The organism is Corynebacterium sp. CCUG 51687 (assembly GCF_024453995.1).
Taxonomy (GTDB): domain Bacteria; phylum Actinomycetota; class Actinomycetes; order Mycobacteriales; family Mycobacteriaceae; genus Corynebacterium; species Corynebacterium pseudogenitalium.
In genome coordinates this window covers 177,018-203,526 of sequence record NZ_JAGPYT010000004.1, presented here as the reverse complement: position 1 = coordinate 203,526, position 26,509 = coordinate 177,018, and the positions used below count along the sequence as shown (strand labels likewise).

Here is a 26,509-nt window from a genome sequence, read left to right as displayed (position 1 = left end):
CCAGCGAACTATTAGAGTAGGTTCGTTAACGAGCGAACGGCCTGCTCATCAACCTTTGGCTTTTGCAACACAGCAACCAAGAACCCGGACTGCTCCGTGAACGGCTCCAAGTCCCAGCTCGCAAACTGGTGCTGTGGCTGGAACCCGACTTCGTGGCACATGGTGAGGAAGTCGTCGAACTCCCAGCCGCGCCCACGCCCGAAACCTACAACGAATCGCCCGCCGGGGCGCAGCGTTCGGAAGATGTTTTCAAGCGCGGGCCTGCGACCGTCGACGGCGAGGAACCCCATCACGTTGCCTGCCGAGACCGCAATATCGATATCGCGGACCTCGATCGGATCGGCGGAAAGGTCGCCAACTACCCAAGTTGCTTCGGGGAAGTCTTGCTTCGCGTACCCGATCAGCACAGGGTCGATGTCGACGCCGAAGACGATATGTCCACGCTTTGCCAGATAGCCGCCAAGGCGACCAGTCCCGCACCCTGCATCGAGGATGCGGGAGTGGCGGGCGGAGAGGGCGTCGATAAGCCGGGCCTCCCCGTCGATATCTTTGCCCTGTTGCACGAAGTTGCGCCACCGCTGGGCGTAATTCTCGGAGTGGTCAGGGTTTGCAGCGACAATTTCTTTCCAAGTGGCCATGCCCAAAACTATAGCTTCGGCCCCTTGGAAGTCACCTCCGCGTCCGTTGGGATGGCGTCTACCGGGATATCCTTCGGGAACGCGTGAGCAAGTGCGGCAGCAAAGTGCTTGCCACGGATGTCATTGCCGGTGGCGTTGTAGTGCACCTCGTCGCCTGCGAGGAACCAATCCAAGTTGGAGCGCACCTCGCTCGCCCAGTCGTAGACGACTACGTCTCGACGCTCCTTCGCGACCTTTCGCAACGCAACATTGAACTCGTCCATGTTCTCGTTGGCGTAGTAGCCGTTCGACGGGTTACCCGTTGCGGCTGTCGGCCACATCACGCGGTAGCCCTCCAACAGGTCAAGCATCTTGCGGATGTTTGCCTCCAACTCACCCGTGGGGTCGTAGCCGTAGGAGCGGGCAGCGTCTGCGTTGGCGGCGTCGTTCACGCCGGTGGCGATGACCCAGCACGTGCCGTCGTCAGCTGCGCCCTGGGCGAGCAGTTGCTGCACGGACTCAATCGCAGACGGGTAGTTCTCTCCGTTGCCGTTGAATCCCTGATTTGTTGCGCGAGCGCCAAACACGCTCGTATCTACCTCGCTTGCGCCAGCGTCCAAGTATCGGTCAATCGCAGTGACCGCGCCTTCAGGAAGCTGGTTGATATCGAACATGCCAATCGAGGTGGAATCGCCGACGTGGATGACCTTCTCGCAGCTCATCTTCACGTCCGAAGGCTGGTCCTCCCATGAAGCTTTCTCAGAGGCGGACGTCGTCAAGCTTTCCTCAGTTTCCTTGGCTTTGTCCTTTCCCTCGCGATGGTCGCGCGTGCCTCCGCGTTGCGCATCCTGAGGCAGGGACATGGTGGTGTTCGGCTTCGAGGTATCCATGGCGAACACAGCCGGGATGCCTATTGCAATGATTGCGGCGAGCGTAATCGTCGAACCAAGCGTGATCGGGCGGAGTGCCTCCAACGGGTGTGCACGGAATTGCTTCAGGGGCCCGAACACGCCATTGCGACGGATTGGGTTCTCAAACATGGTCCAGCTCAGCGCAGCAAGTGCAGTCGAAAGCACAAACACGAGGATGGAGGACCACACGCGGTGATCCTGCAACCACGCATCCGGCATGAAGTAAATCACCGGCATGTGCCACAGGTAAATACCGTAGGAGCGTTCGCCGATCCAGCGAAGCGGCTCCCAGCTGAAAATGGTCGTCCAGGGGCCGCGCGCCCCAATGACTGAGTAGATAGCAGCAACTGACGCAAGGTTCAGAAGCAGGATCCCACCCTTGTACAAGAACATGTTTTCCTGCGCGACGAGCATGCTCAGCGCGAAGATGCCGCCGAAGCCGAGGGCGCCAACAACGGTGCTCAGAACAGGGGAGGAACCAATGGTCTTACCGGCGTGCTTCCGTGAGGAAACCACGATTGCTAAGACCGCGCCGAGGAGCAGCCCGCCCGCACGGGTATCAGTGCCCTCGTAGACGCGAGTCGCGTCGATAGAAGGATCAGCGAGCACCCACATCCAGATAAAGGAAGCTCCGGCGAGCACCGTGGTCACGACGGCGACAATCCACCCACGACGGAACACCCTCAGCAGCACCCACAGCAACAGCGGCCACAAGAGATAAAATTGTTCCTCGATCGCCAGTGACCACATATGGTCCAGCGGACCGGGGCCATTGAACTGATCGAAGTACGATGAACCGACGGCGATGTTATGCCAGTTGTTCACGTAGAAAATGGAGCTCAACGCTTCAAACGAGCGGTCGCGAAGGTTGCCCGCATCGAACGCGACGGAAAGAATCACGACTGCCAACACTGTGGTCAGCATCGCAGGTATGAGACGGCGGAAACGCCTGACCCAAAACGTCTTCAGGTGCAGCGAGTTATCCCGGTAGTGCCCACGCATGAGGTTAAGCGTGATCAAGTACCCCGAGAGGGTGAAGAACACGCCCACGCCTAGCAGGCCACCGCTGAACCCAGGCAGGTTGAGGTGGTACGCGATAACCAGCATGACCGCTAGCGTTCGGATCCCGTCGAGGGCGGGGACATAGCGGTGAGAACCTGATATTGGGGGCGGCATGGGATGGCGACCTTCCTGGAGTGCGACAAACGTACAGAAGTATAGCGCTGCCAGAAAGATGGACATGAATTGTGGTGCAAATTGCTGCAGAGGCCACGCTCAGTGCCGTGATCCGGACAAATTCTTTGGGCGCATGGAACTAAAACAACACCCAGTGCGTTGGAGTAGGTGAACGATTGTTCTCAAAAGAAAGGATCAGGGGTCCGTGAGTAGCAACAACCCTGTATTGAAAACTCTGCCGGGAGTAGATTCCCAACGTGGCACTGGATACCAGGGGTACGGTGCCACGAACCCGTACGAGCAAGCACCCATGGGTGCATCGGCGGGCACCGTGTCTGAGGACCGTCCAATGACGGTTGACGACGTTGTCACTAAAACCGGCATTACCCTTGCCGTAATTGTCGCCTTTGCAGTAATTAACTTCGGACTGTACCTCGGTGGGTACGGCTCTATTGCCAACATTCTGACGCTGGTCGGTGCCGTCGCCGGTTTCGTCCTCGTGATGATTCACGCATTTGGCAAAAAGTACGGTTCCCCAGTTATTACCCTGGCGTACGCGGCTGCTGAGGGCTTGTTCCTTGGTGGGTTCTCATTCGCCATCACCGGGCAGTTCAGTGTCGCCGGCGCGGACGCAGGCGCGTTAATCTTCCAGGCGATCTTGGGCACCTTCGGTGTCTTCGCGGGCATGCTTGTGGTCTATCGCACCGGTGCCATTCGCGTTACCCCGCGGTTTAATCGGATCCTCACCGCAGCCATTTTCGGCGTGCTCATCCTGGTTGTCGGCAACCTCTTGTTGAGCATCTTTACAGGCATGAATCCGCTTCGCGGTGGTGGCACCATCGCCATCGTGTTTAGCCTGGTCTGCATCGTGCTGGGCGCACTTGCGTTCCTGCAGGACTTTGACGTCGCCGATAAGTTGGTGCGCATGGGCGCCCCATCGCAGGCGGCCTGGGGCGTTGCACTTGGCCTGGCAGTGACTCTGGTGTGGCTCTACACCGAGATCCTGCGCCTGCTGTCTTATTTCCAACAGCGATAGAGCATGCGCTCACTGCAATAAATACCCGGCCCCACGACTGTGAGGCCGGGTATTTTTGTCTAGTTGCGCTCAAAAGTGCCCCGGCCAACAACATCGCTGGGCCGGGGCAGGGAGCTAATTGCTGTATTCAGCGTACTTAGCGTGCACCCTCAGGGTTGATAGACGTGCCGTCAACGGTGATGGTTTTAAACACGAGCACACCATCTACGATGTCTGGGTTGCCCAGGACAACCTGCACATCTTCGATTTCGCGGTTCGGATTGACCGTGGTGCGGGTAGCGGTGCCCTGCGCGAGCTGCTCAGACCAGGTATCCCACACGATGTCCTGGAGGAAATCGTTCTGGTCGCTGCAGTTGAGAGTCAGCGAAGCTGGACGCTCAAGGCCGACGCTGCCGCAGTTATTGACCAGTGGGGTCTTGTCCGAAGCACCCATAGCGGTGACAGTCTCGGTGACTGCAGCCTCAGAGGTAGCGCCTGCTGCATCGGTTACGTTCGTCGGGGTTGCCTTCGCGCGCTCACCAGGAAGCGAAGTTGGGTCCTGGCTTTGTGCCGTATCAACCTTCAGGTCCGACGGGTTTTGGTGTGGCGGGTGGCAGGCAGTCAAGCCCACAGCACCGAGTGCGACCACGCTGGTGAGTACTAGCTTGCGGGAAAAGAACTTATTCACAGGAATTCCTTCAATGTCAGCGATCACGGATAACGCCGATGGCGTAGACAGGCTACTTCGCCCGTGGCGTGGAAGCCTTAACAGAATCATACGGTTCTGCGGAGACGATTGTTACCGAAATCTCTCGGCCATTTGGGGCGTTGTAGGTGCGGGTTTCACCCTCGGAAGCACCGACTACGGCTGCGCCGAGCGGGGAGTTCTCTGAGTAGGTCTCCAGGTCCTCGTTGTCCGTCGAAGCCGCGCGGGTACCGATCAGGAACGTTTCCTTATCATTTTCGTCATTGTTGTAGTAGACGTGCACGACGGAACCTACGTGGGCTACACCCTCGACGATGCCGGAGCGCTCCGTGGTGGAGTTAGCCAGCAGTTCGGAAATCTGCTTAATGCGAGCTTCTTCCTGGTCCTGCTGCTCACGCGCGGCGTCGTAGCCAGCGTTTTCCTTGAGGTCGCCTTCTTCACGGCGTTCGTTAATTTCGGCTGCGATGACAGGGCGATTGTCGATGAGCTGCTGAAGCTCAGCTTCAAGCTTGGCCTTCATCTCCGGGGTGATGTACTGCTGCTGAGTTTGCGCCATCAGGTAAAAACCTTCCCTATATATGTCAAACGAGCCCGCCGGTTGGCGGGCAACTTTACCAGGCGGATAATAGCACAGCTGCCGCGCAGGTGGTGCACTGGTGAGGCTTAGCGGGCGTCGTAAAAGGTGCTGGTGGGGTCCATGTAGAACGGCAGATTGTCCGAGCAGCCGTAGACACGTCCTGAGACTGCCGGCTCGCGCACCGGTAGTTCGACGGCGACCCGCTCGAGCTCCTGCCCGCCTGCGGGGAGTACTACTTCTCGACGCCCAACTTCGGCATGCGCGTAGTTGACCGCAGTGACGATGCAGTACGAAGGGGCCTCGACGTCTTTGCGTGATACATCGATCCACATGCGTGTGGTGTTGTCGTCGACAGCTTCGAGCGAGATGAAATCCGCAGTGACGGTGCGAGACTCCTGCTTCTTGAAGTAGTCAAAGACGCTGTAAAGCAGCACGACGACGAGGCCGATGGCGATCAGCGCGACGATCCGGCCAGCGGCGTTGCTGCGTTTCGTGGCTGTCGGGGTGGTGCTGGAGCCGTATCGGGATGTTGGGCGACTGGGAGAAGTCACGGTTACCTACCTCGCTGAATGACGCTGGATGACGCTGTAGCTGCAATCCGTTCCAATGGTACTAAGATGGCGCGAAGTTACGGAATCAGACCTCGAAGAAGTTCTAGGAGGAATAGTGGCCGGCTTGCGCTTGATGGCGATCCACGCACACCCAGACGACGAGTCCTCTAAAGGTGCAGCAACGATGGCAAAATACGCATCGGAGGGGAACCGGGTGCTCGTCGTCACATGTACTGACGGGCGACGAGGCGACATCTTGAACCCTGCGATGGATCGGCCGGGCGTGCTGGAGAACATCCTCGAGGTCCGGGAGCAGGAGATGGCGGAGGCCGCGGCGGCCCTCGGCGTGGAACATCAGTGGATGGGGTACGAAGACTCGGGTCTGCCACAAGGCGACCCGTTGCCCCCGCTGCCGGAAGGCTCGTTCGCGACCCAAGACCCGGAGGCAGTGACGGCGCATCTCGTCGAGTCGATTCGAGAGTTCAGGCCGCATGTCATCATTACCTACGACGAAAACGGTGGCTACCCGCACCCCGACCACTTGATGGTCCACGAAATCTCGATGCTGGCCTGGGACAAGGCGGGAGATCCATCCTTTGCTCCCGAAGCAGGGCAGGCGTGGACGCCATTAAAGCTGTACTACAGCCATGGATTTATCCTGCAGCGGATGCGTCTTCTGCAGGACCGCTTGTACGCGCAAGGAAAGAAGAGCCCGTACGAGCTGATGATTCAGCGGTGGGAAGAAAACAAAGCGGATGTGATGAGTCGCGTGACCACAAGGGTGGAGTGCGCGGAGTACTTCCCCCAGCGTGCAGCAGCGCTGACGGCACATGCGACACAGATTGATCCGGCGGGCGCGTTTTTGGCGAGCCCAGTTGAGGACCAGCAGGAGGTATGGCCGACAGAAGAGTTTGAGTTGGCCAGAACTCGCGTAGCATCAACGTTGCCGGAAGATGATCTCTTCGCCGGTATTGACCCGAAGACCGCGGACGCGCTCGCTGAAGGTTTCGGGCAAGAGCGCTAACATTTTCAGCACAAGGAAGACGAAATACACATGATGACGACAGCACACGCAGCGATTATCAACACCTCTGCTTACTTGGTGGCGCAGGCGCCGAAGGAAAACCCGGTGGGGCCGGACTTTGGCAAGGCTTCGCCATTCGGCCTGTTGCTGTTGGTGATGCTGGCTGTGGTCATTTTGTCTCTGGGGTTTGCGTTCCATCGCCGGTACTCGCGGTTCCGCCGTCGCAGCCTCTTCGCTGAGAAGCACGGAATCGACCCGTTTGACCAGGAGGCGCTGGATAAGGCCATGGCGGAGGCGGGTGTGCTTGATCGCCGGAAGAAGCGTTGGATCTAAGGCATCTAACATACATACCGTTGATTGGTGAGTAAGGTTGGGTCCGTGAGTAGCCTCCAAAAAATTCTGTATCCGCTGTATGAAGCGCGCCTGAAGCGTGAGCTGAAGGGCAAGAAACGCCCGAAGCACATCGCGGTCATGGCGGACGGCAACCGACGGTGGGCCCGTGAGGCTGGGTTCACCGATGTTTCTCATGGCCACCGGGTGGGTGGGGCGAAGATCGGCGAACTTGTGCGGTGGTCGGCGGAAATGGACGTGGACGTCGTTACGATCTACCTGTTATCAACGGAGAATTTGCAACGGACTTCGGAAGAAGTTGAGCTGCTGTTCGACATTATTTCCGAGGTGATCGAGGACCTTGCGACGCAGTCTTACTCCTGCAAGGTTCGGCTCGTAGGGCACCTGGAGCTCTTGCCGGATGAGGTTGCAGAAAGGATGCGCCGATCTGCCGACACCACCACAGGCAAAGCTGGCCTGACCGTCAACATTGCGGTGGGGTACGGCGGCAGGCAAGAAATTGTCGACGCCGTTCGCAGCCTCATTAGCGACGCCGCTGCCAGCGGCTGCAGCGTGGACGAACTGGTCAACGCAGTGACCGTCGAGTCCGTGTCGCAGCACCTGTACACCTCAGGTCAGCCCGATCCAGACTTAGTGATCCGGACGTCGGGGGAGCAGCGCCTCTCCGGCTTCCTACTGTGGCAGGCGGCGTACTCCGAGATCTGGTTTACGGACACGTACTGGCCCGCGTTCCGCAAGATTGACTTCCTTCGCGCGTTGCGCGAGTACTCGCAGCGCTCCCGTCGCTTCGGCAAGTAGGCAGCTACCTGGCGCTACATTTTGCGCATGCGGACCCACTGCACTGAATGGTCGGCGCCTTTGCGTAGCACGAGCGAGGCACGGATACGGGTGGGGGCAATGTTTTCCACTAGGTTCGGCAGGTTGATGGACTGCCAAATATCGCGTGCCTTGTGACGGGCCTGCGCCTCATCAATGTCGGCATAGTGCGCAAAGTGCGCGCCGGGCTCTCGAAATGCCGTGTTGCGAAGCTTCATGAAGCGGTCGATGTACCAGCGTTCAATATCGGTGGTGAGGGCGTCGACATAAATTGAGAAGTCGAAGAGGTCGGACACCATGAGGGTCGGGCCGGTTTGGAGGACGTTGAGCCCTTCGAGAATGATGATGTCCGGCTGGCGGACCTCAATGAACTCGCCTGGGATGATGTCGTAGGCGAAGTGAGAATATATCGGCGCTTTGACCAGTGGTTGACCCGACTTGACCTCGGTGACAAAGCGCATGAGGTCGCGCCGGTTGTAGGATTCCGGGAATCCTTTGCGGTCCATCAGGTTGCGCTCTTTGAGCACTTTGCTGGGATAGAGGAACCCGTCGGTGGTGATGAGGTCTACTCGAGGATGAGAGTCCCAACGCTGTAGCAACACCTGCAGTACACGGGCAGTCGTTGACTTGCCGACGGCCACCGACCCCGCAATCCCGATAATGAATGGCACGTGGCCTGGGTCATCACCGATAAACGTCTCTGTAGCCTTCGTAAGTTTTTGTCTGGCCCGTACCTGGAGGTGAATCAGGCGAGAGATCGGAAGGTAAATGTCTTCAACTTCCTGCATATCGAGGTTCTCGCCGATACCACTGAGCTTGGCTACTTCGTCCTCCGTCAAGACTTGTGGCATTTGCGCACGTCGGTGCCGCCAATCGTCGCGGTGAAAGTCCAAATAAGGGCTCGAATCCGAAGTGCGGGGAGATTTCGCCATGCGTAACATTGTTACATTTGTTGTTTCGTGTCGGGGAACTCAGGTGCAGATACTTCTGAAGTTCCTGAATAAAGTGGACTTCTTTCGTAGCGCTGATGCTTATACTGCTTAGCAGTGCCAGGCATAGGTGTGCCTGGACATGAGCTAAAACATGATTGACTGTCTGATCTTGAAAGGACCCGGTGCACGTGTCTGAAGACCTCCGCTACCAGGATCTCGCTACTTTTGACCCCGAAGTTCACGAAGCGATCGTTCAGGAGCTGTCGCGCCAGCGAAACACGCTGGAGATGATTGCCTCCGAGAACTTCGTTCCGCGAGCAGTGCTGCAAGCACAGGGTTCGGTGTTTACAAACAAATATGCCGAAGGCTACCCAGGTCGTCGCTACTACGGTGGCTGCGAGCACGCCGACGTCGTTGAAGACCTGGCGCGCGACCGCGCGAAGGAGCTCTTCGGCGCGAAATACGCGAACGTGCAACCACACTCCGGTGCGCAGGCGAATGCGGCTGTGTTGATGGCGCTGTGCGAGCCGGGCGACACCATCTTGGGCCTCAGCCTCGCTCACGGTGGCCACCTGACGCACGGTATGAAGATCAACTTCTCCGGTAAGCTGTACAACGTCGCTGCGTACGAGGTTGAAAAAGACACGTGCACCATCGACATGGAGAAGCTGCGTGAACAGGCGCGCGAGGTCAAGCCGAAGGTGATCATCGCGGGTTGGTCCGCGTACCCTCGCCACGAGGACTTTGCTGAGTTCCGCTCGATCGCAGACGAGGTTGGTGCGTACTTGTGGGTCGATATGGCGCACTTCGCTGGCTTGGTTGCTGCTGGTCTGCACCCGTCGCCGGTGCCTCATGCACACGTTGTGTCCTCCACGGTGCACAAGACGATTGGTGGACCACGCTCCGGCTTCATCCTGACCAACGATCTCGAGCTGCACAAGAAACTCAACTCCGCAGTGTTCCCAGGCCAGCAGGGTGGCCCGCTGGTGCACGTGATCGCTGCGAAGGCTACCGCCTTCAAGCTCGCCGCGACGGAGGCTTTCCGTAACCGCCAGGAGCGCACGCTCGAGGGCGCAAAGATTCTCGCCGAGCGCTTGACCCAGCCAGACGCCAAGGAAGCCGGCATCGACGTCGTCTCCGGCGGCACCGATGTCCACCTTGTGCTAGTGGACCTGCGTAACTCCGCGATGGATGGCCAGCAGGCAGAGGATTTGCTGCATAAGGCTGGCATTACGGTGAACCGCAACGCCGTTCCTTTCGATCCGCGTCCGCCAGCCGTGACGTCGGGGCTGCGTATTGGCACCCCGGCGCTGGCGACCCGCGGCTTCGGCAAGGAAGAGTTCGAGGAAGTTGCGGAAATTATCGCCGAGGCGCTTATCCAGGGTGAGAACGCCGACGTCGACGCCCTGCACGCCCGCGTAGACGCGCTGGCGGAGCGGTTCCCGCTCTACCCGGGCCTCGAAGATTGGAAGATGCTCTAAGAGCTACTGCTGCTGCTGCTCGGCCTGGCGCTGCTCTGAATGAGTGGTGCGGGCCGAGCTCAACCATTCCGGCTGGTTTTTCAGCAGCTCGTTGATCTCCTCAGTGGTGAGCGGCTTGTCCATGTCGTTTGCTTTGAGCGCGGTGATTGAGATCCCGAGTTTGCGCGCCACCTCGGGGCGGGGGTGCGGCCCATTGCGGCGCAGTTCCTGCAGCCACTCTGGGGGATTGTTCTGTAATTCGCGCAGTTGCGCGTGCGTCACGGCATTGTCTTGGAACTCCTGCGGCGTCGCTGGCAGGTAGATCCCGAGTTTCTTCGCGGCGGTCGCGGCCTTCATCGCGGTTCCGGATGGCTTCTGTGTAGTCATACACCAAACGGTAGCATTGTGCCATGCTATCGCTTGCTTTCGTCACCGGCACAGAGCCAGGGAAGTGGTTTAAACGCTTCGCACAGTCCACACCGCACTCGCTCGATACACAAGGTGTCGACGACCCCTTCGCTGATCTCCTGGACGAGACGACTTCTACATCGCTGGCGCTGATGCGCCTGCCCGATGACCGTATTACCGATGAATTTCACGTGGTGCGTCTCTATACCGAGGCTCCCGGCGTTGCCGTGCCCAAGGACTCTTTGTTTGCAGAGCTTGGGGAGCGCGTCGATTACGCGGACCTCGAAGGCGAAATCATCAACTGGGTATACCAACCGGAGGCGTCACTTGAAGAGCTTCGTGGTGCATTGCAGGTCGTTGCGGCAAACGTTGGCGTGGCATTGGCTCCGTTGCCGTTGTTGAAGGTGCTTTCGAAGAAACAGATCGCGTGTTTGGAAGTTTGGCACGCTCCGCTGGTTGAAACTGAGATTGCGTTGGTGTGGCGGAAAGCCGACGACGGTGACGAGATCCAGGACTTTGTGGGCGTCGCAAAAGGGCGCACCGCTCGCTCGTCGAGGGGGAGTGAGCCGACTGCTGGGACGAGGCGGCGCAAACAGGTGTCAGACTCCCGTGCTGCGCAGGGCAAACGCTTATATACGAAACGTGGGAAAAAGCGCAAGGGTGCGGCCGGGAAAACACCCCGAACGGGGGTGAAACGGAGGCGGCGAAAGTGAAATTTGCATAATGGACACCAGACAAATTCAACAACGAAAGGAAATTTTGATGAATTACAAGAAGGTTTTTACTTCCGCCGTTGCTGCTACCGCTCTGGCCGCAGGCTTGGTTGCTTGCTCTGACGGAGAGGGCGCCGATAGCACTGCTACCACCGCTGCGGATGGTGCTTCCGGCACCGCAACGGTGACCAACATCGAGACAGCTACAGAGGCAGCCGAGACGGAGACTGCTGCTGAGACCGCCACCGACGCTAATGGTGCAGAGGGCTCTACGGAGTCTGTCTCCTTGACTACCGCAGACGGTGAAGAGGTCAAGGTTCCAACCGGTCTGGTCCAGGCAATCGGCCAGTACGCTGACTCGGAGTGGGGCGAGCCGATGAAGGTTACGGAGCACGATGGCAGCTGGATCGTTGACTTTGACAATGACCACCACGTCGCTTGGAATGAAAACACCGGTGGCGCTCCGATCTGGGGCCAAATTGCTAACGTGTGGCTGACGAATGAAGGCGTTATGGACAAGGTTGGCTTCCCAACCGCAGCAGAGACCCCACTTCCAAATGAATCCGGCTGGTTCCAGGAGTTCGAGCACGGCACCATCGAGTGGACTCGTGAGAACAACGACACCGGCGCGTTCGCTGCAAACATCATCGAGAAGTAATTTGTAGCTCTACAACGGCTTTTGTCCCCGTTGGTTGCACGATGTGTGACCAATGGGGACAATGTCTTTTATGACCAAAAAAGGGTTTACCATTCGACCAATCCGGCCAGAAGACTACCCGCAGGTGCGTAGCATCTACGAGATGGGTCTGAGTACCGGAAACGCAACTTACGAGACGCGCGGCTTGACATGGGAGCAGTTTTCCAGGGCGAAGATCATGGAAACGGTGTTTGTTGCCGTTGATGAACACGATGACTCGCGTGTGCTCGGATGGGTAGCTGCGGCGAAGGCGTCGTCGAGAAGCGTGTTCCATGGAGTAGTTGAAGACTCCATCTACGTGCATCCGGATGCGCGCGGCATGGGGGTATCCGGTGCGCTGCTAGACAAGCTCATCGCGACGTGCATCGAACTTGATAAGTGGTCGATTCACTCGTGGATCTTCCCGGAAAACGAAGGATCGGCAGGGCTGCACAAGTCGCGCGGGTTTGAGAAAGTTGGCACCTTCCATCACATGGCGAAAATGTCCTACGGTGAGCGGGAAGGCCAGTGGCGTGACTCGGATATCTACGAGCTGCTGTTGCCGAAGCCGGGAGAAAAGAAACCCGGCGAAGGCCAGGCCTAGTCACGCCTCATCGTTCCTAGTCCAGCGTCTCTTTCAGCGGGTCCTCCCGGACCGGGAAGAGCAGCACCAACGCAACGGCGGCCAATGGGACCATCAGTAAGAACACTGGGGTCAGGCCGTCGTTGTAACTATTAAGGACGGCGTCGCGCAGTACGTCAGGCAGTTGTGCAACCGCGTGCGGGGTGAGGGAGTTGTGCCCACCGGTGCTCGAGAATTGCTCGGCGTAAGGGGCTGCCTCGCTAGGGGCCATCGAGGCCAATGCTTTTGGCAGGCGTTCCGCGAGCTCCTCCGTCATATTGTGAATGAACAGCGAACCAATAAGCGACGCACCGATCGCGGAACCGATCTGTCGGAAGAAGTTGTTCGTCGCTGTTGCAGTACCGACCATTGCTAGTGGGAACGAGTTCTGGACAATAAGTACCAGTACCTGCATGACTAAGCCGAGTCCGAACCCGAAGATGAACATATAGATACCCAGCGTGGTCAGCGGTGTGGACACTTCGAGCTGCGAGAAGAGGAAGAGTCCGACCGAAACGATGGCCATACCGATGATCGGGTAGACCTTGTAGCGGCCCGTTTTCGCGATAATGAACCCCACGGTAGTGCCAGTGCCCAAGATGCCGATGACCATTGGCAGCATCATCAGCCCCGCGTTCGTTGGCGTGAGTTCGTGCACCATCTGCAGGTAGGTAGGCAGGTAAGCAAGCGCACCGGTCATAGCCAGTCCCAGCACGGTGCCGGAGGCCGTCGTCAAGACCATGTTGCGATTGCGGAACAAGTGCATGGGGATGAGCGGGTTCGGTACGCGCAGCTCAACGAAGACGAACAGCGCTGCAGCGACAACCGCAAGCGAGGAAGTACCCAAAATGATAGGCGAGGACCACTCATACTGAGTGCCGCCCCACGTCGTGGTCAAAATAAGAGAAGTCGTGGCAACCGCCATGAGCACGGTGCCCAGCCAGTCGATGCTCTGTGCTGACCGCGAACCCTTGCGTAGGTGGAGCACGATTGTGCAGACCGTCATCGCGAGAAGCCCCAGCGGGATGTTCATCCAAAGGCCCCAACGCCAGCCGGGTCCATCCGTAAACCATCCGCCCAGCACGGGGCCAAGCACGGAAGAAACACCAAATACTGCCCCCATCACACCCATGTACTTGCCGCGGCTACGGGCTGGAACCACCTCCGCGATGATTGCCTGGGAGTTGACCATCATGCCGCCAGCGCCGAAGCCTTGGACGGCGCGCCCGATAATGAGCAGCTGCATCGACTGTGCAAGCCCACCCAAGGTGGAACCAATGACGAACAGGCCAATCGAGCCAATATAAGGCCACTTGCGTCCGACCCTGTCACCGAGCTTGCCATTAATTGGCATCGCGATTGTCATCGTGACCAGGAACGACGAAATCACCCAGCTCATGTGGTCTACGCCACCAAGCTCACCGACAATCGTCGGCAGGGCAGTGGAGAAAATCATCTGGCCCAATGAGCTCATCAGCATCGTGATGAGTAGCGCTCCAAAGATCAGGCCAACGTGTGGCTTAGTGTTGTTTACCACTGCAACTCCTTTGCATACTTCGTGACGACGGCAGCTACGCTACGAGCCTGCTCCTTCGGCGAACCCTCCTCTTGGAAATGAAGGCTTCGCGCATAAAGCACAAGCGTTGTCCGAAAAAGTTCCACAACGATTCGGGCTTCTGCCTCTATGGTGACATCTAGACGGCGGTCTTCGGGGTGGCTCGCAAAATGCTCACGCACAGCCTGCTCGAGGTGTCGTAGCGTATCGCGTTTGCGGGCCAGCATCGCGTTTGCCAACGATGGGTTGTCCTGCATGAGCCGCTGGATTCGGCAGGCATCCTCGGCTCGATCTTCGGCACCTGATTCTTCCATTGCATCGATTACCAGGGACAACATGTTCGTGGACGACTCATCAGCAATGCGTGCAAAGCTCTCGCTGGTGAACTCGAGAGGGAAGGGACCAAGCACAGCGTCATCTTTTGAGTCCATGTAGTTGAAGAACGTCCGCCGTGAAATGCCTGCACCTTGGCAGATCTCCTCGACTGTGACATTGTCATAGCCGTCGCGTGCCACAAGCGATGCAGCTGTATCGAAGATTCGCTCCCGTGTTTCGCGACGCTTACGCTGCCGGAGACCTTCTGACTGATCGGGAAAATTCACGGAGTGCAATCTTACACTCCGTGCAAAAATATCAAAGAAACCTATTCAACCAGGAGCGATAGTGAGCCTTCCACGTTTGGAGAGCTATCACCGCGGCGCCCGAAAAACTGTGCCTCAACGATTCCCGGCTCCGGGCTGGAGAAGCTCCAGAAACCATCATCAGTAGTTGGAGGGCACTGTTTCGTCAGAGCGGAAGCACTGCCATCATGCGCGATAAGCGCCACGCAACCGCTCAGAGGATAGCTGACCATCCCTTGTCCTTCATGGAGGGAGAACACCGCCGGCCACGCCGCTACGGCAGCATCAGGGCTGTGCGATTGGAGGGTGCCTTGGAATGTTCCGGAGGGGGCGTCGTCACGCACTTGCGGAGCTTCAAGAAACGCAGTCACCGTCACAACTGCAGGCACCCCGTTAGGCTCCGGCTTTGGCTGAGCGGACCAGTACGCTGCGGCGAGCGCTATCCCGATGAGCGAGACCACCAGAGCTAAGACACCGCCAATAACCCATGGCTTATTTGAGCCCCCAGCTGTACGAAGCTGCGAAAAAGAATCAGACATAAAAATCATCCCTGGTCGTGCTCATGAACATGGGCAGTAGCAGGGATGATTGTAGCGAAGACTAGTTGCGTTCGGTATGAGCCATCGACAGGACGTTCAAACGCTTGTCGAGCTCCTCCTCAGTCAACGTATCGCCGTCCACGAAGCCGAGGTCAATCACAGCCTGGCGGATCGTGATGCCCTCCTTCACCGCATGCTTTGCCACCTTCGCAGCGTTCTCGTAGCCGATTGCACTGTTCAGAGGGGTGACGATTGACGGTGAAGACTCCGCGAGCTGCTTCATGCGGGCCTCGTTCGCCTCGATACCGTCAACCAAGCGGGTAGCGAACTGTCGAGAGACGTTCGCCAGCAGGCGAGCGGACTCCAGCACGTTGCGCGCCATCATCGGGATGAACACGTTGAGCTCGAACTGGCCTTGCGAGCCGCCGAATGCCACCGCGGCATCGTTGCCGATCACCTGGGCAGAGACCTGGGTTGCCGCCTCGCACAGGACTGGGTTGACCTTGCCAGGCATGATCGACGAGCCTGGCTGCAGATCTGGGAGGTGAATCTCCGCGAATCCGGCGAGTGGGCCCGAACCCATCAGCCGGATGTCATTTGCAATCTTGTACAACGAGACTGCAACAGTGCGCATCGCACCGGAGAATTCCACCAGAGCGTCGCGTGCGGCCTGGGCCTCGAAGTGGTTCTTTGCCTCCGACAGCTGTGTCAGCCCAGTGATCTTCACCAGTTCTGCGGTGACCTTTGCGCCAAAGTCTGCTGGGGTGTTGATGCCGGTACCGACCGCGGTGCCGCCAATGGCGAGCTCGCCGAGGCGGCCAACAGTCGCCTCAACGCGCTCGATGCCGAGCTCGATCTGACGAGCGTAGCCGGAGAACTCCTGACCAAGCGTCAGCGGGGTCGCGTCCATCAGGTGAGTGCGGCCCGACTTCACTACCTCGTGCCATTGCTCAGCCTTCGCAGCCAGTGACTTCTGCAGCACCTGCAGGGCCGGGACCAGCACTTCGACGGCAGCTTCGGTGGCAGCAATGTGCGTTGCAGTTGGGAAGGTGTCGTTCGAGGACTGTCCCATGTTGACGTGGTCGTTCGGGTGGACTTCCACGCCGTTTGCGTGCGCGATCGAAGCAATGACCTCATTAGTGTTCATGTTCGAGGAAGTGCCAGAACCCGTCTGGAAGACGTCAATTGGGAACTGGTCGTTGTGCTTGCCGTCTGCGATTTCCTTCGCCGCAGCGATGATCGCGTCAGCCTTTTCCGCATCGAGCTTGCCCGAATCCTTGTTGACCTGCGCACACGCGGCCTTGAGGAGCCCAAGGGCGCGGATCTGCTGGTTCTCGAGGCCCCGGCCAGAGATCGGGAAGTTCTCTACAGCACGTTGAGTTTGAGCACGCCACAGTGCATCAACAGGTACTTTGACCTCACCCATGGTGTCGTGCTCGATACGGTACTGCTTATCGGCCATTCAATCTTTCCTTTACTTGATACTTACAGAAAATCGACGCTTTGAATTACTTGATCGGGCCGGAGTAATCGATCACCGAGTACTCCTGAAGCTTCGGCAGCTGGTGGAGGGACTCCACGTAGCGGACGGTGCCAGACTTCGAGCGCATTACCAACGAACGGGTGGTAGCGCCATTCTTACGGTAGGAGACGCCGCGCAGCATGTCGCCGTTGGTGACACCGGTAGCCGCGAAGTAGCAGTTATCGGAGGCCACCAAGTCGTCGAGGCCAAGCACACGGTCGAGATCGTGGCCCGCTGCCAGCACGCGTTCGCGCTCTTCATCGGACTGCGGTGCGAGCTGGCCCTGGATCTCACCACCAAGGCACTTCAATGCACACGCCGTGATAACCCCCTCCGGTGTGCCACCGATGCCCATCGCCATGTCAATGGAGTTGGTGTTCTGGGCAGCAGCGATGGCACCAGCAACGTCTCCGTCCATAATGAAACGTACCTTGGCGCCAGCCTTGCGAATCTCCTCAACCAGCTTGTTGTGACGTGGGCGGTCGAGTACCACCACAGTCACGTTACCAACGCCGACTCCCTTGGCTTCTGCCACTGCCTTAATGTTGAACTCGACGGACTTCGTAATATCGATGACCCCGACAGCCTCAGGGCCGACTGCAATCTTATTCATGTAGAACGCGTCCTGCGGGTTGAACATGGAACCACGGTCGGCAGCCGCGATAACCGAAATAGCATTCGGGCGGCCTTCCGCCATCAGGCGCGTGCCGTCGACTGGGTCAACCGCCAGATCAACCTGTGCGCCAAAACCGTTGCCGACACTTTCGCCGTTAAACAACATCGGCGCCTCGTCCTTTTCGCCCTCGCCAATGACGATGACGCCGTCCATCGTGACGGAGTTGATCATCTTGCGCATGGCGTCGACTGCGGCGCCGTCACCTTCATTTTTCATCCCGCGACCTACCCAGCGGCCAGAGGCAAGCGCAGCAGCCTCGGTAACGCGCACGAGCTCCATTGCAAGGTTACGGTCAGGGAAGTTTTCAGAAGTTTGTTCAGACATGAAACAGTGCCCTCCTGCGGCAAACTAGTTTTAGTTGTGACAACATCGACATCATGCCGCGTTGCAAAGCCATACCACTGCGGTCTGGCACACCTCTATCATGGCACTTTTGCCAGACATGAACCGTCGTTTCTACACCTAAAATAGGGCAATGCTGCGAATAGTGGTGTCTGAACTGGGGACTTCCTGCGTAAAAAGCCAACGCGCGGGGGTAAAAGACAAATTCGGGGGTATCAGGAATCCATGTCATACTGGAGCGCGTGGCTCAAGAAAACAAACCTCGCATTTTCCAAGACGGCAGAGACATGCTCATCAACGTCATCTTGATCGTGGTCGTCATGATCATTGCCGTTGGTGCGACCGGGCTGTGCACGTTCAATCCCGGTAAGCCCGAAAATGGGCCTGTGCAAGAAGTCGATGCGAAGACGTTCCTTGGCCTTGAGGCTCGCGGAGTCGATTTTCCGGTGCGCTACCCGGAAATGCCAACAGGTTGGGTGACGAACTCCGCGCGGCGAAGCATGATCGCGCAGCAGCCAGCTCCAGTCGTAGGGTGGGTCACGCCCGATGGTGGCTTCATCCAGCTGACGCAAACGGGTGCGGACAGCAAAACGGTCCAGTCCGAGGTCGACGGAAAGCAGCGCACTCTTGACCGCCAGGACACGATCGATGGCCACAGTATTGAGATATTCAAGGGTACCGAGGCGAAAACTCGCCCACTGTGGGTTATCGATGCTGGCGACGCACGATTCGCCGTCACAGGTGCCGGAACAGACGCCGAGTTTGAGGAACTGATACGTACTGCGCTCGCGACCGAGCCGCTGTCAGCGCAGTAGACGCCGTGGCAGCAGGCTATTCCGGCTGTGGTGTTTGCTCAGTCGCGTCGCGCTGCTGAATAGCGGCCTCGACACGTTTTGAGGCTCCCTCGAGTAGCTGCTCGCAGCGCTTCGCGAGCCCCTCGCCGTACTCCCAATACTTCAGTGATTCGTCAAGGCTCATTTGCCCGAGCTCGAGGACCCTCACTGTTTCTACAAGTTGCTGCCTAGCTTGTTCGAACGAAAGCGTTGCGGGGTCGGGGAATGCGGCGTCGGTGGGTTGGCCATTGCCATACGTGTTTTCGGACATGGATTGTCTCCTTGATGCTAGATGCTAGTGAAATTGCTGTGTGGATTTAATCGGCGGGGGTGGTCCCCATTGCTGCTGCGGTGATGGAACCGTCCGCGACGCGGATGCGCAGCTGCGATCCGGGTGGTGATTGTTCGATGCTGGTGACAACCTCAGGATCGGAATGGTCGCGGGGGAGGACTTGTACTACGGAATATCCGCGCGCGAGAGTTGCTGCTGGCCCTAACGCCGAAACTTGTGAGCGGAGCGCAGCGACCTGCTGCGTTTCTCGTGCCAACAGGTGGCTGATCTCTCGTCGCATCGAAGCAACCTGCTGTGAGACCTCTTCGCTTCGACGCTCAATTGCCAGTAACGGGTTCTGCATCACCGGACGCGAGCGCCAGTACTGGATCTCTTCCGATTTGGTGGAAACCCAGGTACGCAGCGCCTGCGCGCTGCGTGCGCGCGCCTCAGACAGAAATGCAAGCTCCTGGGTGGCATCGATGACGACGCGTTTAGCGGCGTCGGTTGGAGTGGCCGCGCGTAAGTCAGCGACGTTGTCGAGCACCGGGCTATCCGGCTCGTGGCCAATGGCAGATACCACCGGCGTCCCCGCCGCAGCTACGGCGCGCTGCAGTGCCTCCTCAGAAAACGGCAGGAGGTCCTCGACGGAGCCACCGCCGCGGGCAATGATGATGACCTCAACATTGGGGTCCGCGTCAAGCGTCTGCAGGGCCTGAATGACCTCGGGTACCGCGTTCGGTCCCTGTACCGCGGTGTTGATCACGCGGAATTGGACCGCGGGCCAACGGCTCTGCGCCACGGAAAGCACGTCGCGCTCGGCGGCTGAGCCGCGACCAGTAATGAGGCCAATCGTGTTGGGGAGCAGGGGAATCGGCCGTTTGCGGGCGCGGTCAAAGAGACCCTCACTTGCAAGCTGTTTCCGAAGCTGCTCAATCTTCGCGAGCAATTCACCGATACCGACGTGGCGAATCTGCGTTGTCCACATCGAAAAGGAGCCGCGGCCCTCGTAGAAGGCCGGCTTGCCGTAGATGACGACGCGGTCACCGTCCTTTGGTGGCGTCGGCAAGCTCCTTAAGTAGTCCGAGGAAACCGTAAGCTGCACGCTCGTTTCCTGCTGTGTATCGCGGAGCGTGAGATAGGAGAATTTCCAGCTCGGCTTGTAGTTCACCTGCGTGAGCTGGCCTTCGACCCACAAGTGGCCCAGACGGTTAATCCACCCCTTGACCGACTTATTCAACTTTGCCACTGGCCATGGCTGCTCAGGGCTACTTGGTGAGGCTGAACGCTCACCTTGTGCTTGTGTCAACACCGCTCCTTTCCCAGCGTGTCGATGGAATACGCTGTCATTGTTTCATAGATAGATCACCACAAGAATGTGTACCTACTGTTTTAGACGTTGATTCGGTAGGGTCGGTTCCATGACAAATCAGGGTAAAAAAGTTCTTCTGGCAGCACCTCGCGGTTACTGCGCAGGTGTGGATCGTGCAGTTGTCACTGTAGAAAAGGCGCTGGAAAAATACGGAGCCCCAATTTATGTGCGAAAAGAGATCGTCCACAACAAGTACGTAGTGGAAACACTAGAGAAGCGCGGCGTCATATTTGTTGACGAAACCGACGAGGTCCCCGAAGGCTCGCACCTTGTCTTTTCCGCGCACGGGGTTTCCCCCGCGGTCCGCGAAGCAGCGGACGGGCGCAACTTGCTGGCGCTCGACGCCTCGTGCCCGCTCGTGACCAAGGTGCACAACGAGGTGAAGCGGTTTGCCAAGCACGGATACCAGATCTTGCTTGTCGGCCACGAGGGCCACGAGGAAGTCGAAGGTACCGCAGGTGAGGCCCCGGAGGTCACCCACCTCGTTGACGGGGTCGAGGGTGTCGACGCCCTTCCCGACTTCCCAGAGGGGACGAAGCTAGTGTGGCTATCCCAGACCACCCTGTCTGTTGATGAAACGATGCTGATCGTTGAAAAGCTGCGCGAGCGCTACCCAGATCTAGAAAACCCGCCTAGCGACGACATCTGCTACGCAACGCAAAACCGTCAGGTAGCAGTGAAGAAGATCGCACCGCAGACGGAACTCGTTATTGTGGTCGGCTCGCAAAATTCTTCCAATTCGAAGCGCCTGGTGGAAGTAGCGCTCGACGCTGGTGCCAACAACGCATACCTCATCGACTACGCCCACCAAGTACAAGACGAATGGTTCGAGGGCGTCAACACCGTTGGCGTAACATCGGGAGCTTCGGTGCCGGAAATTCTGGTTCAGGAGCTGCTCGCGGAGCTGGCGAAGCGCGGTTACACCGATGTAGAGGAAGTCACCACTACGGTAGAGACGATCACGTTCGCGCTGCCGCGGGATCTGCGTCAGCCGCGCCGTAGCAGCTAGTGCTCGTCTAGCCTTCGCCTAGCGATCTTCGTTTTTGTACAGGTCCTCGCCAAGGCGTGAGGCAACTCGCCGGGCCCGCTCCCCACGGGGGCGGGCCTGACTGCGTTCTGCCTTCGTTCGCTTCAACAGCTCATCGACCGTGATGCCACCCTGGCTGCGTTCACGGGCCCGACGACCTTCGCTATTGGTCCTGCGGTTCGACTGGCTCATGCGGCGGCGCTGCGCTCGCTCCCGGCGCAGGACTTCATCGTTATGGCGTTGGATCAGCCAGTAGCGCACGATGGCGATCACCAGGGCACCAGCAGTCACCGTGAAGAGAATAGGGAAGTGCTCGATTACTGGGTAAAGCACCATAAGGATAGCGGTTTTCCCGCCTGCACCAGCGGCCCCGAGCTGATTGCGTGCTGAAATCAGTCCAAACCCAAGTAGCGCAATGACGAACAAAAGCGGGGTAGCCGCGACGGTAAGGAACAAACCCCGCGGGTCTACCAGCGTTGTCACGGCGATGACCGCGACGCTGAACAGTACGAGCAGAGGCCATCCGATGTATCCCGCCGACGTTGCGATGACGACGCCGGTCAGCAGCGCAGCAAAGATAATGCCGATGCTGGAAACGGTAGGCAAACCGTGGAAGGTGGCGGTACCAGAGCGCGGGGATCGGAGAGAGTTTTGAGACACGCTGGGCATTCTACCCGGCCTACCCCCGAGTCTTGCCAGTTTGACCCGCTCCAGGGGCTAACAATTCGACGAATCTGAGTCGCGGAGTCTCGGTCGCGCATCGATAGGGTGAAGCTCCGGCGCGCTCGACGAGTGCCCAGCTGCACCTAGTTCCTCGAGCTTACGAGCGGTGACCATCACCCGACTGTCGAGCGACGCCAGTGTTGCGTTGTACGACTCGACCGCCTTCTCAAGACTGCTCCCGACGCGGTTGTAGTGCTCTGTCAGCGTGCCGAGACGTCGGTACAGCTCTTCGCCAAGACGCTGGATGGTCTGCGCCTCCCGATTCATGGAATCTTGCCTCCACCCAAGTTCAACCGTGCGCAGCAGTGCGAACAGCGTCGTGGGGGTCGCGATGACGACGTTGCGGGCAAAAGCGTAGTCGAGCAGCTCCGGGTCGATAGCGAGACCGGCGTCCAAGAATGGGTCAGCTGGGACAAACATCACGACGAATTCCGGGCTGGGCTGAAATGCCTTTATGTATGACTTTGAGGACAGCGTATCGACGTGGCTTCGCAGCAGGTGCGCGTGTCTACGCAGGTAGCCTTGCTTTTCTTCCGGGTCTTCCGTGTTGAGCGCATCGAGGTATGAAGAAAACGGAACCTTGGCGTCGACGATTATGTTTCGATCCTGGGTGAGCCGGATAACCATGTCCGGGCGTAGCGAGGCGCCGTCGAAACGCATGTACGCCTGAGCGTCAAAGTCGACGTGCTCTACCATCCCACCCAGCTCTACCACGCGCTGCAGCTGCACCTCGCCCCATCTGCCTCGGACCTGCGGTGAGCGCAGTGCAGTGATGAGCTGATCAGTCCGGTCCCCGAGCCTGGATGAGGTGCGCGCAATTGCTTGTACTTGGCCTGCCAAGGCAGACTGCGCTACTGCTTGCTCTTTATCGATGTCTTCGAGACGAACCTGTAGGTCACGAAGTGCCTGTGCCAGCGGGCGTAGATCAGTAGGCGGGTGCTGTTGGGGGTTGGTACGCTGCATCCAAAACGTGCCGCCAAAAAAGCCCAGGATGGCCCCAACGAGGAGGCCCGTAAAGATCAATAGCAGTGCGGTCGATGCGTCCATGTGCATTAGTAGAGCACATGAGCGGGACAAAACTAGGCGTTAGGACGCAGTCGATCGAACACCTGTTTTAACTTGTCGGGCTTGTACCGCGGACGGAAGCGGCGATCGGGTTGATCAAGATCCTCCTCCGCGGACTCTCCCTGTGCAGCCTCCGAGGGGACAGTGGCTGCCCATTCATCTTCCTCGCGCAGCGCATCGCGCTTGTGCTGGCTTTCGATGCTTTCCAGCTCAGCAATCGCACGACCTTCCTCGGTGATGAAAGAAAGATCTTCCGGGCGTACTTCCCCTGAGTGGATGCGCACAATATCGAGCGCGTAGCGGTAGCAAACCGCGATCATCGCAGCTACGGGGACTGCCAAGAAGGCACCAATCAGGTTGAAGAGTCCACCACCTACGGTCACGGAGACCAGCACGATCACTGGATGCAAGTTCATTGCACGGGACTGCAGCATCGGGGAGAGCACATTGCCTTCCAGCTGTTGGACAACAATGACGATGGCAAACACAATCAACGCTTGGGTTACGCCAAGCGACACCAACGCGACCAAAATGGCAAGCGCGCCTGCCACAACCGCACCCACAATCGGGATGAACCCCGCGATGAACGTCAGCACAGCGAGCGTGAACGCCATCGGGACGCCCACGAAGTAAATGCCGAGTCCGATGAAGATGGCGTCGACAAGCGAGACAACAGCTTGGGCGCGAATAAAACCACCAAGCGTGTCCCACGCTCGAGTGAAGAGCTCAGTGAAATGAAGGCCTGCGCGACCCCCGGTAGCACTGCGAAGCCATGGCAGGAACTTGTGTCCGTCTTTGAGGAAAAAGAAAGTCAAGACGAGCACGACGAACAGAGTGACAATCAGGCCTGCGGCAGTGCCAATACCCGTGAATACACCACCAGCGATTGCCCCGGCCTGCTTCTGGAGCCACTGCGCAATCTCGTTCACGCCCTCATCAAGATCATCGGGGTTGACATTGAGCGGTGGACCCTGCAGCCAGAGCTGCAACCGCTGCACACCTTCGAGCGCTTGCAGATAGAGCAACCTCGAGTGCGCCGCAATGTCCGGGGCAATCAACGAGACGAGAAAGCCGAGAAATCCAAAGAAGCCAAGCAACGTCAAGAGCGCCGCAAATCCAGCTGGTATGCCATGCTGGCGCAGCCAGCCCGCAACGGGCGCGAGCACAGTGCAGATGATGAGCGCAAGAACAACCGGAAGAATGCCTGCCCAAAACATCCCGATCACTTTGCCAAGCGCGGCCAAAAACACTGCGACAATGAGGACTCGCAGCGTCAACGTCGCGGCGGACTTGATCCACGCGCGGTAGACAATGCCGCGATCAATCGGATTGGCGTCGTAGTCGAGAGGTTTCTGAGTGCTCACGCGACCTATTGTGCCCCATCCGAGGGAGAAAGAAACGTAACCCGACCGCGAGCTGCAAACTTTTCGACGGCAACGCGATGGGTGGGCTAGGATTGGCCAGCGTGAGTCTTACACTTGGAATCGTCGGTTTGCCCAATGTCGGAAAGTCAACCCTTTTTAATGCGTTGACGCGGAATGATGTGCTCGCTGCGAACTACCCGTTCGCAACCATCGAGCCGAACGTGGGGTTGGTTGAACTGCCAGACCCGCGCCTGAAGCGCTTAGCTGAGATCTTTGAATCCGAACGCATCCTGCCCGCGACGGTGTCGTTCGTTGACATCGCTGGCATCGTCAAGGGGGCGTCCGAGGGCGAAGGTATGGGCAACGCCTTCCTTGCAAACATCCGAGAAGCAGACGCGATTTGCCAGGTGGTGCGTGCGTTCGCCGACGACAACGTCATTCACGTTGACGGCAAGGTAGACCCGGCGTCCGACATCTCCGTCATCAACACCGAGCTGATCCTCGCTGACCTGCAGACAATTGAGAAAGCGTTGCCACGCCTAGAAAAAGAAGGCCGTAAGAGCAAGGACGTCGCCGCAGAAGCTGAAGAAGCCAAAAAAGCGCAGGCAGTGCTTGAGGACGACCGCACCCTCTTCGCCGCGGCAAAGTCAGGGGACATCGACCTCGATTTGCTGCACCACCTGCACCTCATGACGGCGAAACCATTCCTGTACGTTTTCAACTCCGACGAAGCCGTGCTCACCGACGAAGCCCGCAAGCAGGAGCTGCGCGAACTTGTCGCGCCTGCTGAGGCCGTCTTCCTGGACGCGCAAACCGAGACCGAGCTACTCGAACTTGATGAAGAGGACGCATCGGAGCTCCTCGCATCTGTGGGGCAGGACGAGCCCGGACTGGAGATGCTTGCGAAAGCAGGTTTCGCAACCCTCGGCCTGCAGACGTACCTCACTGCAGGCCCGAAGGAAGCTCGCGCCTGGACGATCCACCAGGGCGACACTGCGCCGAAGGCCGCGGGCGTCATCCACACCGACTTCGAAAAAGGCTTTATCAAGGCTGAAATCGTCAGCTTCGAAGACCTCGACAAGTTTGGGTCCATGGCCGAAGCACGCGCCAACGGCAAGGTGCGTCAAGAAGGTAAGGACTATGTCATGGAAGACGGAGACGTGGTGGAGTTCAAGTTCAACGTGTAGTCACGCCTCGGGACTGCCAAAACCCGGGGTCTTCGGGATTTCGCGTAACGGCCCAAGTGAGTCCCGGTGCCTCGTGGCGAGCTCGACATCCGAGGTGGAGGCGGCGGAAGAGGGCGAGCAGCTCGTCGACAAACTCAACCTCGACTGTGGCAGCGTCCCAAAGAACGCCGTCCCAGCCTTCGTCGTGGACTGCGGTCGCCACGCGGCGACGCGAGTCACCGACGGGATTTGGGGCTATCGCCACCGGTTCGCGTGCTGGTTGTCGCGTTTTCGTTGTAGCCGCTGCCGAACAACCTCCGCAGACTCCACATCCGCGCCCCCCACTCTAACCGGCGGGCACAGGAATTCCCTGCTATTTCCCAAGCTCTTTGCGGCGCTCGGCCGCGAGTTTCAGCCGCTCGGCGCGATCGGAACGTTCCTTCTCCAGCAGTTCCTCGAGGATCTTGTCTTCCTCGTCGGAGATGTCGAAGACGGCGTACCAAGCGAATACGAGTATGCCCACCACGGGATACACCACCCAGGCGTAGTCCAGGTCGAACCCAAGCTGCAGCACGAAAAATACCGCTAAGCCGCCTATGAGGGTGGTGTAGATTGCGGTGTCCATCTTCCGCTTCGCTGCGAGTTTCTCATCCAGCTCGACCTCGGACGGGATCCGCTTTTCCAATGCGACCGGTTCGGCCGGGAGGTCGTCGAAAAGCATTGAAAGCTCCCCGCGAGTGCGCGCAACCGCGGCTTGACCTGTGCGTTCTTCGAACTCTGCCACATCAAGGTAGCCGTCTGCGAGCAGTGTGCCCAGCCGGTCCAGCGCGTCCGAGCGCTCGGCGTCGCCCACGCGGATTTCGTCCATTATCGCTCCCA

30 protein-coding genes are annotated in these 26,509 nt (G+C 58.6%); 11 read left to right on the top strand and 19 right to left on the bottom strand.

Features of this window, described 5'->3' with window-relative positions; genetic code table 11:
- Positions 1-11 precede the first annotated feature (11 nt).
- Both KBX13_RS06010 and KBX13_RS06005 read right to left on the bottom strand, forming a co-directional pair.
- On the bottom strand, positions 12-638 hold the full coding sequence (locus tag KBX13_RS06010; RefSeq protein WP_070362768.1) for a class I SAM-dependent methyltransferase: 627 nt from the start codon (positions 636-638) through the stop codon (positions 12-14).
- A gap of 8 nt (positions 639-646) precedes the next feature.
- On the bottom strand, positions 647-2,704 hold the full coding sequence (locus KBX13_RS06005) for an acyltransferase family protein (protein ID WP_256021242.1): 2,058 nt from the start codon (positions 2,702-2,704) through the stop codon (positions 647-649).
- Positions 2,705-2,909: 205 nt separating this feature from the next.
- Between KBX13_RS06005 and KBX13_RS06000 the strand changes: the two genes are divergently transcribed.
- On the top strand, positions 2,910-3,740 hold the full coding sequence (locus KBX13_RS06000) for a Bax inhibitor-1/YccA family protein (protein ID WP_370687314.1): 831 nt from the start codon (positions 2,910-2,912) through the stop codon (positions 3,738-3,740).
- 136 nt (positions 3,741-3,876) lie between these two features.
- Here the strand turns inward: KBX13_RS06000 and KBX13_RS05995 are convergent, their stop codons facing one another.
- The 3 genes from KBX13_RS05995 to KBX13_RS05985 form a co-directional block, all read right to left on the bottom strand.
- Positions 3,877-4,407, bottom strand: a complete 531-nt coding sequence (locus KBX13_RS05995) for a hypothetical protein (RefSeq protein ID WP_070362765.1) — start codon at positions 4,405-4,407, stop codon at positions 3,877-3,879.
- A gap of 52 nt (positions 4,408-4,459) precedes the next feature.
- Positions 4,460-4,981: a transcription elongation factor GreA gene (gene greA / locus KBX13_RS05990; protein WP_070362764.1), complete on the bottom strand. Its 522-nt coding sequence runs from the start codon at positions 4,979-4,981 to the stop codon at positions 4,460-4,462.
- A 107-nt stretch (positions 4,982-5,088) separates the two neighbouring features.
- Complete coding sequence (locus tag KBX13_RS05985) at positions 5,089-5,553, bottom strand: DUF4307 domain-containing protein (protein ID WP_070362763.1); 465 nt, start codon at positions 5,551-5,553, stop codon at positions 5,089-5,091.
- Between the two features lie 115 nt (positions 5,554-5,668).
- On the opposite strand from KBX13_RS05985, the gene mca reads away from it, so the two are divergent.
- From mca to KBX13_RS05970, 3 genes are read left to right on the top strand one after another with little or no spacing between them, the layout of a single operon-like run.
- A complete protein-coding gene (gene mca, locus KBX13_RS05980; RefSeq protein ID WP_070362762.1) occupies positions 5,669-6,577 on the top strand; it encodes a mycothiol conjugate amidase Mca in 909 nt (302 codons plus the stop codon).
- A 30-nt stretch (positions 6,578-6,607) separates the two neighbouring features.
- Positions 6,608-6,910: a hypothetical protein gene (locus tag KBX13_RS05975; protein ID WP_141742271.1), complete on the top strand. Its 303-nt coding sequence runs from the start codon at positions 6,608-6,610 to the stop codon at positions 6,908-6,910.
- Between the two features lie 45 nt (positions 6,911-6,955).
- Entirely contained in the window at positions 6,956-7,726 is a 771-nt protein-coding gene (locus KBX13_RS05970; RefSeq protein WP_070363549.1) for an isoprenyl transferase, read from the top strand.
- A 14-nt stretch (positions 7,727-7,740) separates the two neighbouring features.
- Here KBX13_RS05970 and coaA read toward each other — a convergent pair whose 3' ends face one another.
- Positions 7,741-8,676, bottom strand: a complete 936-nt coding sequence (coaA, locus tag KBX13_RS05965) for a type I pantothenate kinase (RefSeq protein ID WP_070362761.1) — start codon at positions 8,674-8,676, stop codon at positions 7,741-7,743.
- A 188-nt stretch (positions 8,677-8,864) separates the two neighbouring features.
- Here coaA and glyA point away from each other — a divergent pair, with 188 nt between their 5' ends.
- A complete protein-coding gene (gene glyA / locus KBX13_RS05960; RefSeq protein WP_070976188.1) occupies positions 8,865-10,157 on the top strand; it encodes a serine hydroxymethyltransferase in 1,293 nt (430 codons plus the stop codon).
- Between the two features lie 3 nt (positions 10,158-10,160).
- On the opposite strand, the gene KBX13_RS05955 is transcribed toward glyA, so the two are convergent.
- Complete coding sequence (locus KBX13_RS05955; RefSeq protein WP_256021240.1) at positions 10,161-10,523, bottom strand: DUF5997 family protein; 363 nt, start codon at positions 10,521-10,523, stop codon at positions 10,161-10,163.
- 23 nt (positions 10,524-10,546) lie between these two features.
- Between KBX13_RS05955 and KBX13_RS05950 the strand changes: the two genes are divergently transcribed.
- From KBX13_RS05950 to KBX13_RS05940, 3 genes are all read left to right on the top strand, one after another.
- Positions 10,547-11,257, top strand: a complete 711-nt coding sequence (locus KBX13_RS05950) for a LysR family transcriptional regulator substrate-binding protein (RefSeq protein WP_070362759.1) — start codon at positions 10,547-10,549, stop codon at positions 11,255-11,257.
- 49 nt (positions 11,258-11,306) lie between these two features.
- A complete protein-coding gene (locus KBX13_RS05945; RefSeq protein ID WP_070362758.1) occupies positions 11,307-11,915 on the top strand; it encodes an LGFP repeat-containing protein in 609 nt (202 codons plus the stop codon).
- Positions 11,916-11,985: 70 nt separating this feature from the next.
- Positions 11,986-12,537: a GNAT family N-acetyltransferase gene (locus KBX13_RS05940; RefSeq protein WP_256021238.1), complete on the top strand. Its 552-nt coding sequence runs from the start codon at positions 11,986-11,988 to the stop codon at positions 12,535-12,537.
- Positions 12,538-12,553: 16 nt separating this feature from the next.
- Here the strand turns inward: KBX13_RS05940 and KBX13_RS05935 are convergent, their stop codons facing one another.
- The 5 genes from KBX13_RS05935 to glpX form a co-directional block, all read right to left on the bottom strand.
- Positions 12,554-14,092 (bottom strand): MDR family MFS transporter, encoded by a 1,539-nt coding sequence (locus KBX13_RS05935; protein WP_256021237.1) that lies wholly within the window; start codon positions 14,090-14,092, stop codon positions 12,554-12,556.
- Complete coding sequence (locus KBX13_RS05930; RefSeq protein WP_256021235.1) at positions 14,086-14,712, bottom strand: TetR/AcrR family transcriptional regulator; 627 nt, start codon at positions 14,710-14,712, stop codon at positions 14,086-14,088. The genes KBX13_RS05935 and KBX13_RS05930 overlap by 7 nt, the downstream gene beginning before the upstream one ends.
- 41 nt (positions 14,713-14,753) lie before the next feature.
- The gene (locus KBX13_RS05925; protein WP_256021234.1) at positions 14,754-15,269 is read right to left on the bottom strand and encodes a hypothetical protein; all 516 of its coding nucleotides are present in this window, start codon (positions 15,267-15,269) and stop codon (positions 14,754-14,756) included.
- A gap of 61 nt (positions 15,270-15,330) precedes the next feature.
- The gene (locus tag KBX13_RS05920; protein WP_256021232.1) at positions 15,331-16,731 is read right to left on the bottom strand and encodes a class II fumarate hydratase; all 1,401 of its coding nucleotides are present in this window, start codon (positions 16,729-16,731) and stop codon (positions 15,331-15,333) included.
- Positions 16,732-16,777: 46 nt separating this feature from the next.
- Positions 16,778-17,791: a class II fructose-bisphosphatase gene (gene glpX, locus KBX13_RS05915; protein WP_070479332.1), complete on the bottom strand. Its 1,014-nt coding sequence runs from the start codon at positions 17,789-17,791 to the stop codon at positions 16,778-16,780.
- Between the two features lie 260 nt (positions 17,792-18,051).
- Between glpX and KBX13_RS05910 the strand changes: the two genes are divergently transcribed.
- Positions 18,052-18,624 carry a DUF4245 domain-containing protein gene (locus tag KBX13_RS05910; protein ID WP_070479333.1) on the top strand — a complete coding sequence of 191 codons (573 nt, stop codon included), beginning with the start codon at positions 18,052-18,054 and terminating at the stop codon, positions 18,622-18,624.
- Between the two features lie 16 nt (positions 18,625-18,640).
- Here the strand turns inward: KBX13_RS05910 and KBX13_RS05905 are convergent, their stop codons facing one another.
- On the bottom strand, positions 18,641-18,913 hold the full coding sequence (locus tag KBX13_RS05905) for an exodeoxyribonuclease VII small subunit (protein WP_256021229.1): 273 nt from the start codon (positions 18,911-18,913) through the stop codon (positions 18,641-18,643).
- A gap of 46 nt (positions 18,914-18,959) precedes the next feature.
- Positions 18,960-20,222 (bottom strand): exodeoxyribonuclease VII large subunit, encoded by a 1,263-nt coding sequence (xseA, locus tag KBX13_RS05900; protein ID WP_256021228.1) that lies wholly within the window; start codon positions 20,220-20,222, stop codon positions 18,960-18,962.
- 112 nt (positions 20,223-20,334) lie between these two features.
- Here xseA and KBX13_RS05895 point away from each other — a divergent pair, with 112 nt between their 5' ends.
- Complete coding sequence (locus KBX13_RS05895) at positions 20,335-21,294, top strand: 4-hydroxy-3-methylbut-2-enyl diphosphate reductase (RefSeq protein WP_252931094.1); 960 nt, start codon at positions 20,335-20,337, stop codon at positions 21,292-21,294.
- Positions 21,295-21,312: 18 nt separating this feature from the next.
- On the opposite strand, the gene KBX13_RS05890 is transcribed toward KBX13_RS05895, so the two are convergent.
- From KBX13_RS05890 to KBX13_RS05880, 3 genes are read right to left on the bottom strand one after another with little or no spacing between them, the layout of a single operon-like run.
- Positions 21,313-21,972: a DUF6542 domain-containing protein gene (locus tag KBX13_RS05890; RefSeq protein ID WP_176754833.1), complete on the bottom strand. Its 660-nt coding sequence runs from the start codon at positions 21,970-21,972 to the stop codon at positions 21,313-21,315.
- 57 nt (positions 21,973-22,029) lie between these two features.
- Positions 22,030-23,082 (bottom strand): DNA recombination protein RmuC, encoded by a 1,053-nt coding sequence (locus KBX13_RS05885; RefSeq protein ID WP_070976198.1) that lies wholly within the window; start codon positions 23,080-23,082, stop codon positions 22,030-22,032.
- A 32-nt stretch (positions 23,083-23,114) separates the two neighbouring features.
- Complete coding sequence (locus KBX13_RS05880; RefSeq protein ID WP_070362747.1) at positions 23,115-24,464, bottom strand: AI-2E family transporter; 1,350 nt, start codon at positions 24,462-24,464, stop codon at positions 23,115-23,117.
- A 101-nt stretch (positions 24,465-24,565) separates the two neighbouring features.
- On the opposite strand from KBX13_RS05880, the gene ychF reads away from it, so the two are divergent.
- Entirely contained in the window at positions 24,566-25,651 is a 1,086-nt protein-coding gene (ychF, locus tag KBX13_RS05875) for a redox-regulated ATPase YchF (RefSeq protein ID WP_256021226.1), read from the top strand.
- Here ychF and KBX13_RS05870 read toward each other — a convergent pair.
- Positions 25,641-25,895 (bottom strand): hypothetical protein, encoded by a 255-nt coding sequence (locus tag KBX13_RS05870; RefSeq protein WP_145945254.1) that lies wholly within the window; start codon positions 25,893-25,895, stop codon positions 25,641-25,643. The two genes, ychF and KBX13_RS05870, sit on opposite strands and share 11 nt — an antisense overlap.
- Before the next feature lie 108 nt (positions 25,896-26,003).
- Entirely contained in the window at positions 26,004-26,498 is a 495-nt protein-coding gene (locus tag KBX13_RS05865) for a DUF1707 domain-containing protein (protein ID WP_070362745.1), read from the bottom strand.
- Between the last annotated feature and the right edge of the window lie 11 nt (positions 26,499-26,509).

Excerpts from the sequence above, each read along its gene's own strand:
- greA (WP_070362764.1), bottom strand. The coding sequence starts at position 4,981 with ATGGCGCAAACTCAGCAGCAGTACATCACCCCGGAGATGAAGGCCAAG.
- KBX13_RS05920 (WP_256021232.1), bottom strand. The coding sequence starts at position 16,731 with ATGGCCGATAAGCAGTACCGTATCGAGCACGACACCATGGGTGAGGTC.
- KBX13_RS05925 (WP_256021234.1), bottom strand. The coding sequence starts at position 15,269 with ATGTCTGATTCTTTTTCGCAGCTTCGTACAGCTGGGGGCTCAAATAAG.
- KBX13_RS05975 (WP_141742271.1), top strand. The coding sequence starts at position 6,608 with ATGATGACGACAGCACACGCAGCGATTATCAACACCTCTGCTTACTTG.
- KBX13_RS05945 (WP_070362758.1), top strand. The coding sequence starts at position 11,307 with ATGAATTACAAGAAGGTTTTTACTTCCGCCGTTGCTGCTACCGCTCTG.
- KBX13_RS05865 (WP_070362745.1), bottom strand. The coding sequence starts at position 26,498 with ATGGACGAAATCCGCGTGGGCGACGCCGAGCGCTCGGACGCGCTGGAC.
- KBX13_RS05905 (WP_256021229.1), bottom strand. The coding sequence starts at position 18,913 with ATGTCCGAAAACACGTATGGCAATGGCCAACCCACCGACGCCGCATTC.
- KBX13_RS05940 (WP_256021238.1), top strand. The coding sequence starts at position 11,986 with ATGACCAAAAAAGGGTTTACCATTCGACCAATCCGGCCAGAAGACTAC.
- KBX13_RS05885 (WP_070976198.1), bottom strand. The coding sequence starts at position 23,082 with ATGGACGCATCGACCGCACTGCTATTGATCTTTACGGGCCTCCTCGTT.
- KBX13_RS06005 (WP_256021242.1), bottom strand. The coding sequence starts at position 2,704 with ATGCCGCCCCCAATATCAGGTTCTCACCGCTATGTCCCCGCCCTCGAC.
- KBX13_RS05955 (WP_256021240.1), bottom strand. The coding sequence starts at position 10,523 with ATGACTACACAGAAGCCATCCGGAACCGCGATGAAGGCCGCGACCGCC.
- KBX13_RS05950 (WP_070362759.1), top strand. The coding sequence starts at position 10,547 with ATGCTATCGCTTGCTTTCGTCACCGGCACAGAGCCAGGGAAGTGGTTT.
- coaA (WP_070362761.1), bottom strand. The coding sequence starts at position 8,676 with ATGGCGAAATCTCCCCGCACTTCGGATTCGAGCCCTTATTTGGACTTT.
- glpX (WP_070479332.1), bottom strand. The coding sequence starts at position 17,791 with ATGTCTGAACAAACTTCTGAAAACTTCCCTGACCGTAACCTTGCAATG.
- KBX13_RS05895 (WP_252931094.1), top strand. The coding sequence starts at position 20,335 with ATGACAAATCAGGGTAAAAAAGTTCTTCTGGCAGCACCTCGCGGTTAC.
- KBX13_RS06010 (WP_070362768.1), bottom strand. The coding sequence starts at position 638 with ATGGCCACTTGGAAAGAAATTGTCGCTGCAAACCCTGACCACTCCGAG.